The organism is Vibrio sp. C8 (assembly GCF_054051265.1).
Map to the genome: position 1 here is coordinate 40,776 of NZ_JBPAOE010000001.1, position 15,746 is coordinate 56,521.

The following is a 15,746-nucleotide window of genomic DNA, read 5'->3' on the forward strand; positions in this document are numbered from 1 at the left end:
CGCTTAACATCGCAGATTTAAAGGGGGAAGAATTTTTCGCTATGCAACAGGTCAAACAAAGAGAGGAAAGCCTAGTGTAAAAACCCTAGATTCAAGTCAATATGAAGTCATTTAATGTCAAGTGATATAAGCGAGTAAGACCGAAAAAATCCCGGCCCTTTCACTTCAAGCTACCAATTTGATAAAAGCGTTAATGCCGTTTCGGCATGACAGGATTGAACAAAAATATGATCGTGATAAAAAGCGGCAATCACATTCGCGCTAATACCATGAGAAGCTAATTTGGTGGACACGGCAGCCGTTAAGCCCACAGCATCGAGACTGGAATGCACCGTTAAAGTGATTTGTCGGTATGTGTTTTCAAACTCGATGTGATTCTCCAAAGCCGTCTGTTTACGTATCACCAAACTTAAGCCTTCTTGTTCACAGAAAGCCGCAACAGGTTGCCAGTGCAGATACTCATCTACCTTGCCGGTTAGTGTGCAAAACACAAATTCCCCTTCAACTAAATGTGGCTGCATTGAACTAAGTAGTTGTTGTAAGTCTGTTATTCCCGCCATTTTTGCTCCATTCTCCAGTGAACGGCTCAAATCCCTTTTAAAAACAAGGAATTCAACCCTATTTATAATTCTAAACTATAACCATTTATTCGGCTGTTTCTCCTTTTATTCCTAGTAATTTATCCCTACAATCGAGTTAACTTTTCGATCATTAAACGATTGGAGCAATAATGAGCGACGTTAAACATTGCAAACTTCTTATCTTAGGTTCGGGCCCTGCTGGCTATACCGCAGCGGTATATGCAGCGCGCGCGAATTTAAACCCAGTGTTAGTGACTGGCATGCAACAAGGCGGTCAGTTGACTACGACAACTGAAGTCGAAAACTGGCCGGGTGACGCTGAAGGTCTAACAGGCCCAGCACTAATGGAAAGAATGAAAGAACACGCAGAGCGATTTGAAACAGAGATCGTGTTCGACCACATCAACGAAGTGGATTTCAGCCAGCGTCCTTTCCGTCTAAAAGGCGATTCAGGCGAATACACCTGTGATGCGTTGATTATTTCAACTGGCGCATCAGCGAAATATCTCGGTCTGGATTCTGAAGAAGCCTTTAAAGGTCGTGGCGTATCGGCTTGCGCGACGTGTGACGGTTTCTTCTATCGTAACCAGAAAGTTGCGGTTGTCGGCGGTGGTAACACTGCGGTTGAAGAAGCGCTGTATCTATCAAACATTGCATCTGAAGTTCATCTGATTCACCGTCGTGATAGCTTCCGTGCAGAAAAGATCTTGATCAACCGTCTGATGGACAAAGTAGAGAACGGCAATATCGTTCTACACACCGATCGCACTCTGGATGAAGTCTTGGGTGATGAGATGGGTGTAACGGGTGTTCGCCTAAAAGATACGCAATCAGACAAGACTGAAGATTTGGAAGTGATGGGTGCATTCATCGCGATTGGTCACCAGCCGAATACAGCGATTTTTGAAGGCAAGCTTGAAATGAAAGACGGCTATATTATTGTGAAATCCGGTCTGGAAGGTAATGCCACTCAAACCAGCATCGAAGGTATCTTTGCTGCTGGTGACGTTATGGACCACAACTACCGTCAGGCGATTACTTCTGCCGGTACTGGTTGTATGGCTGCGTTAGACGCAGAGCGCTATCTAGACAGCCTTAATGACAAATAAGCACACAATTAATTTGCATTATTAATAGCTAACTCATAAACCCAGCGGTATATCCGCTGGGTTTTCTTTTGTATACTACTCAGCCTCAACAAAACCCCAACTTATTGACGTAACAGCTCGGCGGCAAGTGAATAGGCTCCATTTATCACCAACCAATTGGTGATCGGAACTACTGAACACAGGCAGAACCGCTGTCACTCCATCAAGGAAGGGGATTACATTATAATTATGATTAAGCCTTTACATAATGGATAAGAAAAAACAACGTAGCTTGAACGCATGGCTCAAGCAGCAAAGTAAATTAGCCAAGCGCTGGCTTATGATTGCTGTTGGGCTTGGGGTACTTTCGAGCCTATTTCTACTTGCCCAAGCGGCTCTACTCGCGACAATTTTGCATCAGGTGATTATCGTGCATGCAGACAAACACTCGCTAATCCCTTACTTTTTGGGTTTAGTGGTGACTGTTGCTGCACGCGCTGGATGTACCTGGGGACGAGAGATCGCAGGCTTTAAAGCCGGTAAAGAAATCCGAATTTACATCCGCCAGCTAATCTTCGATAAACTGCGTGAGTTAGGCCCTGCTTATATCAAAGGCAAGCCTGCTGGGGCATGGGCGACGCTGACACTAGAGCAAGTTGAAAACATGCACGACTTCTTTGCTCGCTACTTACCGCAGATGTCGCTTTCCGTATTGATCCCGTTTGTCATTCTCATCGTAGTATTTCCAGTCAACTGGGCTGCTGGTTTGATATTCTTGATCACAGCTCCCCTCGTTCCGTTATTTATGGCGCTAGTTGGTATTAAAGCCGCTGACGCAGGCAGAAAAAACTTTAAAGCACTGCAACGTCTTTCTGGTCACTTCTATGACCGCTTACAGTCAATGACGACGATTCGTCTGTTTGACCGTACAGCAGCAGAAACAGAGCATATGCGCGGTGCATCTGAAGTATTCCGTAAGCGGACTATGGATGTTTTACGCATAGCATTCTTATCTTCCGCCGTACTTGAGTTCTTTACGTCGATTTCAATTGCGATTACTGCGGTTTACTTCGGTTTCAGCTTTATCGGCGAATTAGAATTTGGTTACTACGGCGCAGGCGTCACCTTGTTCTCCGGCTTGTTTATTCTTATTCTCGCTCCAGAGTTTTATCAGCCACTGCGTGAGCTGGGCACTTATTATCATGCGAAACAGCAAGCGGTAGGTGCGGCTGAAAGTATTGTTGAGTTCTTACAAACCGATGTGAGCAAAGTGGCTTCGGGTTCAACGCCTCTTCCGACGAATCATCAATCGAGCAATGATTCTGTTGAGATCGTTGCTCGTGATTTGGAAGTTCTAAGCCCTGAAGGTAAACGCTTAGTTGGCCCTGTTTCTTTCACTTTGAACAACAATGAAACCACAGCATTGGTTGGCCCAAGCGGCGCAGGTAAAACCAGCCTGATAAATGCCATTTTAGGGTTTATGCCATATCAAGGCAGTTTGACGATTAATGGCATCGAGCTCAGCCAACTCGATCATACAAGTTGGCGCAAAGCGATAAGCTGGGTTGGTCAAAACCCGTTACTGGTACACGGCACAATTCGTGACAACGTAACCCTAGGTAAGAACGATATTACTGACCAAGCCGTTCAAGAAGTGCTCGATAATGCTTATGCTTCAGAGTTTGTTAACAAGCATGGTTTGGATTATATGATCAGTGATCGCTCTGGTGGCTTGTCTGTAGGTCAGGCACAACGCTTAGCCCTAGCCCGTGCGATGCTACAAAAAGGCCGTTTCTGGTTACTGGATGAACCAACCGCGAGTTTAGATGCACACAGCGAACAGTTGGTCATGCAAGGTCTTAATACTCAAATTGCAAACAAAACAGCACTGCTTGTCACTCACCAACTACTCCCGTTGAAATCCGTCAATCAAATCCTCGTCATGCGCGATGGCTTGCTTGAGCAATCCGGAGATTTCAATACGCTCAGCCAACAACAAGGTCTTTTTGCCTCAATGTTAGCGTCCAATCAAGCCGTTCAAGAAGCTGATAAGGGGAATCTAGATGCGTGATTTACTGCCATACTTAAAACTGTATAAAAAGCACTGGTTTGGTTTGTCTCTCGGGATGTTGCTGGCGTTTCTAACCCTGTTAGCATCAATTGGTTTACTTACCCTTTCAGGATGGTTCCTCTCTGCCGCTGCGGTTGCTGGCTTAACGATTGCCCGTGAAACGTTCAACTATATGTTGCCGGGTGCATTCGTTCGCGGCTTTGCCATGGGGCGTACGGCGGGACGCTGGGGCGAGCGAGTCGTAAGCCATAACGCCACGTTCAAACTGCTGACTGACTTGCGAATTTTCTTTTTTGGAAAACTCGCACCTATGATTCCAGGCCGAATCTCAAACCTGCGTGATGCAGACCTTTTAAACCGTCTTGTTGCCGATATCGATGCAATGGACCATGTTTACTTACGCCTTATCAGCCCCGTAACCATTGGTGTGCTCGGTATTGCTGCAATTACTGCACTACTTTGCTGGTTCGATTCAAGCTTAGGATTAGTACTGGGTTCCGTACTCTTTGTGCTACTGTTGCTTTGGCCGGTTATGTTCTACAAGCTTGGCAAGCGTAACGGTGCTGAACTTACCCAAAATAAAGCAGATATGCGTATTGCAACCATGGACTGGCTGCAAGGCTATAGTGAACTTACTATCTTTGGTGCGGAATCTCGTTACCGCGAAGCCATTTACACCGCGCAAGAAAAATTGCTGACTAATCAGAAAATCAATGCGAGCTTTACTGGTTTAGCCCAAGCCCTTCTGTTATTGGCAAATGGCTGGACACTGGTTCTGATGCTGTGGCTAGCGGCTGACGGTGTTAACGGTCAGGCACCTGACCCTATGATCGCTCTGATGATCTTCGCAACCATGGCAAGCTTTGAGCTACTCATGCCAATAGCGGGAGCATTCCAACATTTAGGCCAAACACTGACTTCTGCCCGTCGTTTGAATGAAGTCATACTTAGTGAGCCTGATGTTGTATTCCCTACACAAAATGCACCACATTCAGGTGAGTTTTCAGTAGAGTTCGACGGTGTGTCGTTCCAATACCCAGACAGCGAACAGCAAGTGCTGAACAATGTCCGAGTTTCGGTACCAGCAGGCCACAAACTTGCTATTGTTGGTCAAACAGGTTCGGGGAAATCAACGCTGATCCAATTGCTCTGCCGTTACTGGGATACTAACCAAGGTGAGATTAAAATCGCCGAAACGCCTCTGAAAAACTGGAGTGAAAGTGACCTGCGCGCATCCATCAGTGTCGTCAGCCAACGTGTCGACATCTTGAATGGCTCCTTGCGAGATAACCTACTAATGGCAAAACCGCAAGCTACGGACGAAGAGTTGTGCGCAATTCTCGAACGAGTGGGATTACAAAAGCTACTTGAAGCTCCGGGATTAGATACGTGGCTGGGAGATGGCGGACGTCAGCTTTCAGGTGGTGAGAAACGCCGTATTGGCATCTCGCGCGCTATTTTGCATAACGCCCCTATCCTATTGCTGGATGAACCAACCGAAGGTTTGGATAAACAAACAGAACAGCAAATCATGGATCTGTTTAAGTCTCATTTCTCAGGTAAAACGGTCATCTTCATTACACACCGTCTAGTCAATTTAGATCAAATGGATGCGATATGTTTGATTGAACAAGGTGAAGTAGTCGAGCATGGTAACCATGAAGCGTTACTAGCACAGCAAGGTCGCTATTATCAGCTGACTCAGACCCTATAAAAGACAAAGCCCTTTAGTTTCCTAAAGGGCTTTTTTATTCTCATCTCCAGCCAACGAAAATATGCTGGATTCAGAAACAAAAAATCCCGAGCTAAGCTCAGGATTTTTCATTCGATAAAGGTACAACGATTTAATAAAGGCTATTTACGAGTACGAGGTGTATTCTTTTGTGCTGGCTTTCCGCCTGTTCTGCCTTTACCACCAGCTTGACCTTTGCCAGCCGTGCCCGCTTTTGCTCGAGAACCGTGCTCACCAGATGATGGCTTGTTCGTTGCAGCTGTCGGCTTACGACGGCCTTTCGGTGCAGGTGCCGTTACACGCTCTTCATGACGACGAACAGCTCGACGAATTTTCTGACTACGAGAACGTTCACGTTTACGAGAGGTATTGTCTTTATCTAGATCCAGCATAGTTTCGCTTTCAGGGCGAAGATCAACCAGTTCACGCAAGTAGTTTACCTGCTTAAGATCTAGCTCCATCCAACCGCCACGAGGCAATTTCTTATCTAGGAAGATATCACCATAACGTACACGTTTAAGACGGCTAACTGTGGTCTCTTGAGATTCCCAAAGACGACGAACTTCGCGGTTACGACCTTCGTTGATAACAACGTAAAAGGTGTGGTTCATACCTTCACCACCAGCGTATACCACGTCTTCAAAACGCGCTAAACCGTCGTCCAGTTGAACTCCGCGAACTAGGTTGCGTATTTTATCTTCAGTTACTTCACCGAAAACACGCACTAAGTATTCACGTTCCACTTGACGGCTTGGGTGCATCAAACGGTTTGCTAACTCACCATCAGTAGTGAACAGAAGCAGACCTGAAGTGTTTGCATCCAGACGACCTACTGAAATCCAGCGTGAGCCACGAATCTTCGGTAGACGATCAAAAACCGTACGGCGACCATCAGGGTCATGACGAGTACATAACTCACCTTCAGGTTTGTAATACGCAAGTACGCGACATACAACTTCTTCTTGTGCTTTTGCTGATACGGTATGCCCGTCAATACGTACAACAGCGCTTTCATCTTCCAAGCGCTCACCCAACGTAGCTACCTTGCCATTAACACTAACACGACCCGCTCTAATCAGAGCTTCTAACTCACGACGAGAACCATGACCGGCGCGTGCTAAAACCTTTTGTAACTTTTCGCTCATTTATCTACCTTTGTGTCGTCTTCTCAGACGTCGAAATATTAGTATGCGATCTGACTTCAGTACCAGTTATTCTGGCAAAAATCGCGGTCGCGCATTATTACAGATTACACCGATAAAAGCATCCAGTTTATCCCCAAACTAAGTAGAGATTTAACAAGGCAAACCCGAGTGGACGCGAACGTGAACAAAAAAGAACCTTGTCTCGTTGCACCGCTTATTCAAACGGTATTGGATCACCCGAACCAACACGGACGACTTGTGGCTCATCATCGCTGAAATCAATCACTGTTGTCGGCTGCTCACCCAAAAATCCGCCATTCAGAATCACATCAACCGCGTGTTCAAGACAATCACGAATTTCATCAGGATCAGATTCCGTCGTCTCATTGCCCGGTAAAATAAGCGACGTCGACATCAAAGGTTCGCCCAATGCTTCAAGCAGATCCAATGCAATTTTGTTGTTTGGAATACGGATACCAATGGTTTTACGCTTAGGGTTCATTAAGCGACGGGGCACCTCTTTCGTACCTTTAAAAATAAAGGTGTAAGGTCCCGGCGTATTGTTCTTCAATAAACGGAAAGCCGTGTTATCCACGCGAGCGTATAGTGAAATCTCAGACAAATCGCGGCACAACAGTGTGAAGTTGTGTTTGTCATCTAAGCGACGGATCTGACAAATACGTTCTAGTGCCTGTTTATTTTCTAGCTGGCAGCCTAACGCATAACCGGAATCGGTTGGGTAAACAATCACCCCACCATTGCGAATTATGGCAACCGCCTGATTGATTAGACGCGCTTGTGGGTTTTCTGGATGAACATAAAAAAACTGGCTCATTATTATTCCTCATTACCTAGGGTCTCTTGCCCTAGTCTCTCAGATCTATCTTTAGAGAGTATTTCCCAGTCTTTCCAGACGGGTTCCACGCCTGAAGGCAGCCATAAATTTCGCCCTAACTCCATCCACGGAGACGGGTAATGAAAATCACTGCCTTGAGAAGCTAATAGATTGTATTGTATAGCATAATCAGCCAAAGTGCGTCTTTCTTGTTGAGCTTGTTGAGGTTGAGCAACTTCCATTGCATCACCACCAGCTTCTGCAAACGCAGTAATTAAGCGCTTTAGCCACTTAGCCGTCAAGTTATATCGCGCCGGATGAGCAAGCACAGCCCGTCCTCCGGCGGCATGAATCGCATTAACCGCATCAGCCATAGAGCACCAGTTTGGCGGCACATAACCCGGATTATCGCGCGTTAAAAATTTCTTAAAGACTTGCTGAAGGTTTTTCGCGTAACCCGCATCCACCAGCCATTTAGCAAAATGGGCACGTGTGATCGGAGCATCGCCTGCGATCGCTTTTACTTCTTCAAGCACCCCTTCTCGGGTCGATTTCTCTAATCGATGAGCAATCAGTTCCGCACGTCCGACTCGGTGTTCTTTTTGTTGCTCAATTAAACCTTGCAGATGTGGATTCAACGGATCAATATTTAAACCAACAATATGAATGTCTTTGTTCTGCCAAACCGTCGAGATTTCAATACCATTGATGAGCGTAATTGGATGCTGTTTCTCTTCAATATAAGCTCGTGCTGGCGCTAACGCCTCAATAGTGTCGTGATCTGTAATCGCAAGAACATCAACATTGAATCCGATAGCGCGTTCAATCAGTTCTTCGTATGACATGCGGCCATCAGACGCTGTCGTATGACTATGTAAGTCTATTTTCATATTTTTTAATTTTGCCTGTTTTTAAGGCTTGACTTTCACCTCTCGCACTAGTTTACTAGTACACAAATACGAGAGCACAAATTAAGGCTTGCTATGTTACAAGAAATCAACACAAACCCATATTCTAATTTAAGCACAGCTTCTGCTGAGCTTAATATTAATTGGTGGCGTATGTGGTCAGATTCATGGCGGGCAAACGTGCACTTCTAATTCAAAGAAACGCATTCATAAAGCCCGCAATTAGCGGGCTTTTATTTTATCAGTTGACATATCACACCCTCTACTTTCAACTGGTTAGAGAACAAATTCAGACGATTTAATAAGGAGGTCTTGTGAACAAGGCCATTGAAATTAAAAACCTTGCACAGTTAGAAGTCATTAAGACCTCTATTCCTTATACGCAAGATCCTACAGCACTATTCCACGCACTGTGTGAAGGCAAAACAGACTGTTTATTGCTTGAGTCTGCTGAAATTGATTCAAAACAGAACCTAAAAAGCCTGCTGCTGATTGACGCCGCCGTACGAATCACTTGTTTAGGTCATAAAGTAACTTTCCAAGCTTTAACTGATAACGGCATGCAGTTGGTTGAAATTTTGAAGCAGAACCTTGTTGATGCGATTCCAGCAACACTGGAAGGCTCGCTTCTTACACTGAACTTTGAAGCACCGTGCGATACGTTAGATGAAGATTCGCGTTTAAAAGAAGCGTCTTCATTTGATGCTTTACGCCTTGTTCAGCACAGTTTTGATCTCAGCAAACAAGACAAACATGCCATTTTTATTGGTGGTTTATTTGCCTATGACCTAGTTGCCAACTTTGAACCGCTCGGTGATGCCGCACAAAGTAACCAATGCCCTGATTACGTTTTTTATGTGGCAGAGACATTAATGGTTGTCGACCACCAGACTGAGACTTGTCAACTTCAAGCAACTGCATTCTCAAGGACTACAGAAACACATACGGCGCTCATCAGTCGTCTTGCTGTTATTACTGAGCAAGCTGCGATTCCTCAGTTGCAGCCGCAAGCTGAAAAAATTGCAGACGTATCGGTTAACACTAACATCGGCGATGAAGAGTTTTGCTCCATAGTTCGAGATTTGAAAGACTACGTGGTGAAAGGCGACATCTTCCAAGTGGTACCATCTCGCCGCTTTACGCTACCTTGCCCTTCTCCACTTGCCGCGTATGAACAACTCAAAAAGAGTAACCCTAGCCCTTACATGTTCTACATGCAGGACGAACGCTTTACTCTGTTCGGCGCTTCACCTGAGAGTGCTCTGAAGTACGAGAAAGAAACCAACCAAATTGAAATCTACCCTATTGCGGGAACTCGTCGTCGTGGCAAACGCGCTGATGGCACTATTGATTTTGATTTGGACAGCCGTATCGAGCTAGAACTGCGTCTGGATAAGAAAGAAAACGCGGAACACATGATGTTGGTGGATTTAGCCCGTAACGATGTAGCGCGTATCTCACAAGCGGGTACTCGCCATGTGGCCGATTTACTTAAAGTAGACCGTTACAGCCATGTGATGCACTTGGTTTCTCGCGTGGTTGGTCAGCTTCGTCAGGACTTAGATGCTCTGCACGCTTACCAAGCATGTATGAACATGGGCACGCTGACTGGCGCACCAAAAATCCGCGCTATGCAGTTGATCCGTAACGTTGAGAAAGAACGTCGTGGCAGTTACGGTGGCGCAGTGGGTTACCTGACCGGTGAAGGAGATTTGGATACTTGTATCGTGATTCGCTCTGCTTATGTGGAAAATGGCATCGCTCAAGTTCAAGCCGGTGCTGGCGTGGTCTTTGACTCCGATCCACAAGCAGAAGCAGATGAAACACGCGGTAAAGCTCAAGCCGTCATTTCAGCGATTCAACACGCTCACCAAGCGCAATCTTCTTTAAATAAAGCGTAAGTAGGAGGAATAACTCATGGCGAATATCGTATTCATCGACAACTTTGATTCATTCACCTACAACTTGGTTGATCAGTTCCGTTCATTGGGTCATCAGGTCACGATTTATCGTAACCATATTGCAGCAGACACCATTCAAAATGCAGTGGAAGCCCTAGAGCAGCCGGTTATTGTTCTTTCTCCGGGTCCGGGCGCGCCTTCTGAAGCAGGCGTCATGCCAGAAATTTTGAAACGCCTAAAAGGTAAAGTGCCTATGATTGGTATCTGCCTTGGTCATCAGGCGATTGTTGAAGCATATGGCGGTACGGTTGCCGGCGCTGGTGAAATCGTTCACGGCAAAGTATCCATGATGGAACATCAAAACCACGAGCTTTACCAAGGACTACCGTCGCCACTGGCAATTGCTCGTTATCACTCACTGGTCGCAACGCATGTGAGCGAAGAGTTAACCGTAACCGCTGAAGTCGATGGATTAGTCATGTCGGTTGTGCATGAAGAAGACAAGGTGTGTGGATTCCAGTTTCACCCAGAATCCATCATGACTACGCAGGGAGCAACACTGTTAGAAAACGCGATTGATTGGGCGCTCAGTTAACTATCTCAAGCGCATTCAACGAAAAAGATTAGAGCCCAACAAGACAGTGGCGAAAAGGATAAGGAATAGAAACATGCAAAACATCATCAACAAACTTTACGAGCAACAGTCACTAAGCCAAAGCGAAAGCCAAGAGTTGTTCGACCATATCATCCGTGGCGAAATGGACCCGATTCTGATGTCTGCGGTACTGACAGCATTAAAAATTAAAGGCGAAACGCCGGATGAAATTGCGGGAGCAGCCAAAGCTTTGCTGGCGAATGCTAATCCTTTCCCACGTCCGGATTATGACTTCGCAGACATTGTGGGAACTGGTGGTGATGGTTCCAATACCATCAATATCTCTACCACTTCAGCGTTTGTTGCCGCCGCGTGTGGCGTAAAAGTCGCAAAACACGGTAACCGTGGCGTTTCTAGCAAATCCGGATCTTCTGATCTTCTCGATTCATTCGGTATCAACCTAGCAATGAGTGCTGAAGACACTCGTCAAGCACTGGACGATTTGGGGGTCGCTTTCTTGTTTGCACCTCAGTATCACGGTGGTGTTCGCCATGCGATGCCTGTGCGTCAAACCATGAAAACTCGCACCATATTCAACATTTTAGGTCCACTGATTAACCCTGCGAGACCCAATATCGAATTAATGGGTGTTTATAGTTTAGATTTGGTTCGTCCTATTGCGGAAACCATGTTACAAATGGGTCTCAAAAGAGCCGCTGTAGTTCATGGCTCAGGATTAGATGAAGTGGCTGTACATGGTGAAACCCATGTTGCAGAGATCAAAGACGGTAAGATTGTTGAATACACTCTGACACCGCAAGATTTTGGATTAGAGACTTACCCGCTAGAAGCAATCAAAGGTGGGGAGCCTGAAGAAAACTGCGCCATCATCACTGATATCCTCAATGGCAAAGGAACGCCTGCACAACTCGCTGCTGTTGCTGTCAACGTTGCTCTTCTTTTACGACTATTTGGAAAAGAAGACCTCAAAGCGAACGCGGCGCAAGCCATTGACGTTATGAACTCAGGTAAAGCTTACGAATTAGTTCAACAATTAGCGAATCGAGGTTAACGTCGACATGTCTAACGAAACCAACGTCAGTAACGAACTTCTTGTTAACGAGAAAGCTGAGAGCGGGCAACCGCAACAACTCTCTGAACATATTTCCGTTGAAAACACGAAAATGGCGCAAGTGTTAGCCAAAATCGTCAAGGACAAAGTGGTATGGGTTGAAGAGCGCCAGCAACAGCAGCCTCTAGAGAGTTTTAAAAATCTTCTGACCACATCTGATCGCGATTTCTACCAAGCTCTGGACAACGGCAAAACAGCTTTCATTCTGGAATGCAAAAAAGCATCGCCATCAAAAGGTTTGATTCGTCAGCATTTTGATTTGGATTACATCGCATCGGTGTACAACCAGTACGCGAACGCAATTTCTGTTCTGACAGACGAAAAATACTTTCAGGGTAACTTTGAGTTTCTGCCACGCATTCGTTCTCAGGTAACACAACCGGTACTGTGCAAAGACTTTATGATCAGCCCTTATCAGGTTTATTTGGCTCGTCATTACGGCGCAGACGCAATTCTGCTGATGCTTTCTGTTCTCAATGATGAGCAATATAAAGAACTGGCTGATGTGGCTCATGAACTCGGTATGGGTATTCTGACTGAGACCAGTAACGAAGAAGAAATTCAAAGAGCCATTGCTCTTGAAGCAAAAGTAATCGGAATTAACAACCGCAACTTACGCGACCTATCAACCGACCTTAACCGCACGAAAGAACTCGCACCGCTGCTGCCAGAAGGTACAACGGTTATCTCTGAGTCTGGCATTTACACTCACCAGCAGGTGCGTGACTTGGCGCCATACGCAAGCGGCTTTTTGATTGGCAGCGCGTTAATGGCACAGGAAAACCTTGAACTGGCGGTACGTAAAGTGGTACTGGGCGAAAACAAAGTATGCGGACTGACTCACCCTGATGATGCAGTGAAAGCATACCAAGCAGGCGCGGTATTTGGTGGTCTGATTTTTGTTCCTAAATCAAAACGCTATGTTGATACAGAAGCAGCACGTTTAACCATGGCTGGTGCACCTTTGCAATATGTGGGTGTATTTCAGAATCACTCAGTGAAAGAAGTGACAGACACCGCCGTTCAGCTCGGGTTATTTGCAGTGCAATTACACGGTGATGAATCGCAAGCATTTATCGATGAGCTGAAAAGTGCTCTGCCTGAACAGGTAGAAATCTGGAAAGCCTACGGGGTAACAGACCAATTGCCTGCATTTATTGAAAACCATGTCGACCGCCATTTACTGGATGCCAAAGTTGGCACCCAAAGCGGTGGCACCGGAACTTCATTTGATTGGTCATTACTGGCAAACGCATCGGTTTCCAACGTCATGCTGGCGGGCGGACTTTCTCCAGAGAATGCACAACATGCGGCAACACTAGGATGTATGGGATTAGACCTTAACTCAGGTGTTGAATCCGAACCCGGCAAAAAAGACGCAGCAAAGTTGAAGCAAGCCTTCAGTGCGATTAGAAATTACTAAATTTTAGAAAATACGAACACATCGACGACTATTATCGTATCCCCGAATACACCAACGGGGATCGCAATTAAGGGATAATGAACATGGCAAAACTTAACGCCTATTTTGGAGAGTACGGTGGTCAGTACGTACCTCAGATTTTAGTACCCGCTCTAGACCAGCTAGAACAAGCTTTTATTGATGCTCAAGAAGACCCAGAGTTTCGTTCGGAGTTCATGACTCTGTTGCAGGAATACGCAGGCCGCCCTACGGCTTTAACGCTAACGCGCAACATCACCAAAGGCACAAAAACTAAACTGTATCTGAAACGTGAAGATTTGCTTCACGGCGGCGCGCATAAAACCAACCAAGTTCTTGGTCAGGCATTATTAGCAAAACGTATGGGCAAAACCGAAATCATCGCTGAAACTGGCGCTGGTCAACATGGTGTAGCAACGGCTCTGGCTTGTGCACTGTTAGATTTGAAATGTCGCGTATACATGGGTGCAAAAGATGTTGAGCGCCAAAGCCCGAACGTTTTCCGCATGCGCTTAATGGGTGCAGAAGTAATCCCTGTACACTCAGGTTCAGCGACCTTAAAAGATGCTTGTAACGAAGCAATGCGTGACTGGTCTGCAAGTTATGAAAACACCCACTACTTATTAGGCACTGCTGCGGGTCCTCACCCATTCCCTACCATTGTTCGTGAATTCCAGCACATCATTGGTGAAGAGACTAAAAATCAGATTTTAGCTCGTGAAGGTCGTTTACCTGATGCGGTAATTGCTTGTGTTGGCGGTGGTTCCAATGCTATCGGCATGTTTGCTGATTTCATCGAAGAAGAGTCGGTTCGTCTAATCGGCGTAGAGCCTGCGGGTAAAGGTATTGATACCGACCAACACGGCGCACCTCTAAAACATGGTAAAACAGGCATCTACTTGGGTATGAAAGCACCATTAATGCAAGATGAGTACGGTCAGGTTGAAGAATCTTACTCCATTTCTGCTGGTTTGGACTTCCCTTCTGTTGGCCCACAACATGCGTATCTAAACTCGATTGGCCGTGCAGAATACGACAGCATTACTGACGATGAAGCACTGGACGCTTTCCAACTGCTTGCTCGTAAAGAAGGTATCATTCCTGCGCTGGAATCTTCACATGCATTAGCGCACGCATTGAAAATGGCGTTTGCTGAACCAGAAAAAGAGCAGTTATTAGTGGTTAACCTGTCTGGTCGTGGAGACAAAGATATCTTCACTGTAGACAAAATTTTACAAGATAAAGGAGTGCTGTAATGGATCGTTATCAATCTCTTTTTCAGCGCTTAGCTGAGCAAAATCAAGGCGCATTTGTTCCGTTTGTAACGATTGGCGACCCCTCTCCTGAGCTTTCTCTGCAAATTATGCAGACATTAATTGATGCTGGCGCAGATGCTCTTGAGCTCGGTTTCCCGTTCTCAGATCCGTTAGCAGACGGTCCAACGATTCAAGGAGCAAACAATCGCGCCCTTCAGGCGGGTACCACTCCGGATATCTGTTTTGACCTTATCAAACAAATCCGTGTTAAGAATCCAGACACGCCAATCGGTTTGTTGATGTACGCGAATTTGGTGTTCTCTCGCGGAATTGAAAACTTCTATCAACGTTGTCAGGAAGCAGGTGTTGATTCAGTTTTAGTCGCTGATGTACCAACCACGGAAAGTGCTGAATTTGTCGCAGCTGCAGAAAAATTTGGTATCAAACCAATTTTCATTGCACCGCCGACAGCCAGTGATGAAACGTTGAAATCTGTGGCTTCATTGAGCCAAGGCTATACTTATCTGCTTTCTCGTGCTGGTGTGACGGGTGCAGAAACAAAAGCCAATATGCCAGTGCACGCACTGTTAGATCGTTTGAATCAGTTTGATGCGCCGCCTGCACTTCTTGGTTTTGGTATCTCGCAACCGGAACAGGTAAAACAAGCGATTACGGCTGGTGCGGCAGGCGCGATCTCTGGTTCTGCTGTGGTGAAAATCATCGAAACAAACCAAAACAACCCAGAAACACTACTGAAATCGTTAGCGAGTTTTATTACACCAATGAAACAAGCGACCATAAAATAATAGCCTTAAAGTAGGGTTTTATTACCCTACTTTATACTTTCAATGATCGATTTTTAACTGGCGATTTTGTAGCTATTCAATACTAGTCAGCTTAGGAATTGATCATTTTTTTAACATCCCATCGACTATTTCGGTCAAAATTTCCTTCACCCCACCATTGCCCATTTCTGTTCCAAAATCGAAAGCAAACGATTTCCATGGTGATTAAATAACCACTTCATCAGTAAAAAGGGGTGACTAAGTCAAATCCGACGC

13 protein-coding genes are annotated in these 15,746 nt (G+C 45.7%); 9 read left to right on the plus strand and 4 right to left on the minus strand.

Features of this window, described 5'->3' with window-relative positions; all coding sequences use genetic code 11:
• Window positions 1–170: 170 nt before the first annotated feature.
• Window positions 171–560, minus strand: a complete 390-nt coding sequence (locus ACRQQK_RS00175) for an ACT domain-containing protein (RefSeq protein WP_102964372.1) — start codon at window positions 558–560, stop codon at window positions 171–173.
• Window positions 561–730: 170 nt separating this feature from the next.
• Here ACRQQK_RS00175 and trxB point away from each other — a divergent pair, with 170 nt between their 5' ends.
• The 3 genes from trxB (at window position 731) to cydC (ending at window position 5,454) form a co-directional block, all read left to right on the plus strand.
• Window positions 731–1,690 carry a thioredoxin-disulfide reductase gene (gene trxB, locus ACRQQK_RS00180; RefSeq protein ID WP_042488339.1) on the plus strand — a complete coding sequence of 320 codons (960 nt, stop codon included), beginning with the start codon at window positions 731–733 and terminating at the stop codon, window positions 1,688–1,690.
• A gap of 247 nt (window positions 1,691–1,937) precedes the next feature.
• Window positions 1,938–3,740, plus strand: coding sequence for a heme ABC transporter permease/ATP-binding protein CydD (gene cydD, locus ACRQQK_RS00185; protein WP_457509243.1), 1,803 nt, complete (start codon window positions 1,938–1,940; stop codon window positions 3,738–3,740).
• The gene (gene cydC / locus ACRQQK_RS00190; RefSeq protein WP_457509245.1) at window positions 3,733–5,454 is read left to right on the plus strand and encodes a heme ABC transporter ATP-binding protein/permease CydC; all 1,722 of its coding nucleotides are present in this window, start codon (window positions 3,733–3,735) and stop codon (window positions 5,452–5,454) included. The genes cydD and cydC overlap by 8 nt, the downstream gene beginning before the upstream one ends.
• Before the next feature lie 140 nt (window positions 5,455–5,594).
• Here the strand turns inward: cydC and rluB are convergent, their stop codons facing one another.
• The 3 genes from rluB to rnm all read right to left on the minus strand — a co-directional run bounded on the left by rluB (window position 5,595) and on the right by rnm (window position 8,342).
• A complete protein-coding gene (gene rluB / locus ACRQQK_RS00195) occupies window positions 5,595–6,617 on the minus strand; it encodes a 23S rRNA pseudouridine(2605) synthase RluB (protein WP_457509247.1) in 1,023 nt (340 codons plus the stop codon).
• A gap of 214 nt (window positions 6,618–6,831) precedes the next feature.
• Window positions 6,832–7,452, minus strand: a complete 621-nt coding sequence (locus ACRQQK_RS00200; protein ID WP_457509248.1) for an L-threonylcarbamoyladenylate synthase — start codon at window positions 7,450–7,452, stop codon at window positions 6,832–6,834.
• Between the two features lie 2 nt (window positions 7,453–7,454).
• Window positions 7,455–8,342: an RNase RNM gene (gene rnm, locus ACRQQK_RS00205; RefSeq protein WP_457509250.1), complete on the minus strand. Its 888-nt coding sequence runs from the start codon at window positions 8,340–8,342 to the stop codon at window positions 7,455–7,457.
• A 332-nt stretch (window positions 8,343–8,674) separates the two neighbouring features.
• On the opposite strand from rnm, the gene ACRQQK_RS00210 reads away from it, so the two are divergent.
• The 6 genes from ACRQQK_RS00210 to trpA all read left to right on the plus strand — a co-directional run bounded on the left by ACRQQK_RS00210 (window position 8,675) and on the right by trpA (window position 15,491).
• A complete protein-coding gene (locus ACRQQK_RS00210; RefSeq protein WP_457509252.1) occupies window positions 8,675–10,261 on the plus strand; it encodes an anthranilate synthase component 1 in 1,587 nt (528 codons plus the stop codon).
• A 16-nt stretch (window positions 10,262–10,277) separates the two neighbouring features.
• Window positions 10,278–10,856: an aminodeoxychorismate/anthranilate synthase component II gene (locus ACRQQK_RS00215; RefSeq protein ID WP_457509254.1), complete on the plus strand. Its 579-nt coding sequence runs from the start codon at window positions 10,278–10,280 to the stop codon at window positions 10,854–10,856.
• Between the two features lie 73 nt (window positions 10,857–10,929).
• Window positions 10,930–11,928: an anthranilate phosphoribosyltransferase gene (gene trpD, locus ACRQQK_RS00220; protein WP_457509256.1), complete on the plus strand. Its 999-nt coding sequence runs from the start codon at window positions 10,930–10,932 to the stop codon at window positions 11,926–11,928.
• 112 nt (window positions 11,929–12,040) lie between these two features.
• A complete protein-coding gene (trpCF, locus tag ACRQQK_RS00225) occupies window positions 12,041–13,411 on the plus strand; it encodes a bifunctional indole-3-glycerol-phosphate synthase TrpC/phosphoribosylanthranilate isomerase TrpF (protein WP_457509455.1) in 1,371 nt (456 codons plus the stop codon).
• 83 nt (window positions 13,412–13,494) lie between these two features.
• Entirely contained in the window at window positions 13,495–14,685 is a 1,191-nt protein-coding gene (trpB, locus tag ACRQQK_RS00230) for a tryptophan synthase subunit beta (protein ID WP_042488314.1), read from the plus strand.
• The gene (gene trpA, locus ACRQQK_RS00235) at window positions 14,685–15,491 is read left to right on the plus strand and encodes a tryptophan synthase subunit alpha (RefSeq protein ID WP_457509258.1); all 807 of its coding nucleotides are present in this window, start codon (window positions 14,685–14,687) and stop codon (window positions 15,489–15,491) included. Before trpB ends, trpA begins: the two co-directional genes overlap by 1 nt.
• Window positions 15,492–15,746 lie beyond the last annotated feature (255 nt).

Excerpts from the sequence above, each read along its gene's own strand:
- trpD (WP_457509256.1), top strand. The coding sequence starts at position 10,930 with ATGCAAAACATCATCAACAAACTTTACGAGCAACAGTCACTAAGCCAA.
- trpA (WP_457509258.1), top strand. The coding sequence starts at position 14,685 with ATGGATCGTTATCAATCTCTTTTTCAGCGCTTAGCTGAGCAAAATCAA.
- cydD (WP_457509243.1), top strand. The coding sequence starts at position 1,938 with ATGGATAAGAAAAAACAACGTAGCTTGAACGCATGGCTCAAGCAGCAA.
- rluB (WP_457509247.1), bottom strand. The coding sequence starts at position 6,617 with ATGAGCGAAAAGTTACAAAAGGTTTTAGCACGCGCCGGTCATGGTTCT.
- trpCF (WP_457509455.1), top strand. The coding sequence starts at position 12,041 with ATGGCGCAAGTGTTAGCCAAAATCGTCAAGGACAAAGTGGTATGGGTT.
- ACRQQK_RS00215 (WP_457509254.1), top strand. The coding sequence starts at position 10,278 with ATGGCGAATATCGTATTCATCGACAACTTTGATTCATTCACCTACAAC.
- trxB (WP_042488339.1), top strand. The coding sequence starts at position 731 with ATGAGCGACGTTAAACATTGCAAACTTCTTATCTTAGGTTCGGGCCCT.
- trpB (WP_042488314.1), top strand. The coding sequence starts at position 13,495 with ATGGCAAAACTTAACGCCTATTTTGGAGAGTACGGTGGTCAGTACGTA.
- ACRQQK_RS00175 (WP_102964372.1), bottom strand. The coding sequence starts at position 560 with ATGGCGGGAATAACAGACTTACAACAACTACTTAGTTCAATGCAGCCA.
- cydC (WP_457509245.1), top strand. The coding sequence starts at position 3,733 with ATGCGTGATTTACTGCCATACTTAAAACTGTATAAAAAGCACTGGTTT.
- rnm (WP_457509250.1), bottom strand. The coding sequence starts at position 8,342 with ATGAAAATAGACTTACATAGTCATACGACAGCGTCTGATGGCCGCATG.
- ACRQQK_RS00200 (WP_457509248.1), bottom strand. The coding sequence starts at position 7,452 with ATGAGCCAGTTTTTTTATGTTCATCCAGAAAACCCACAAGCGCGTCTA.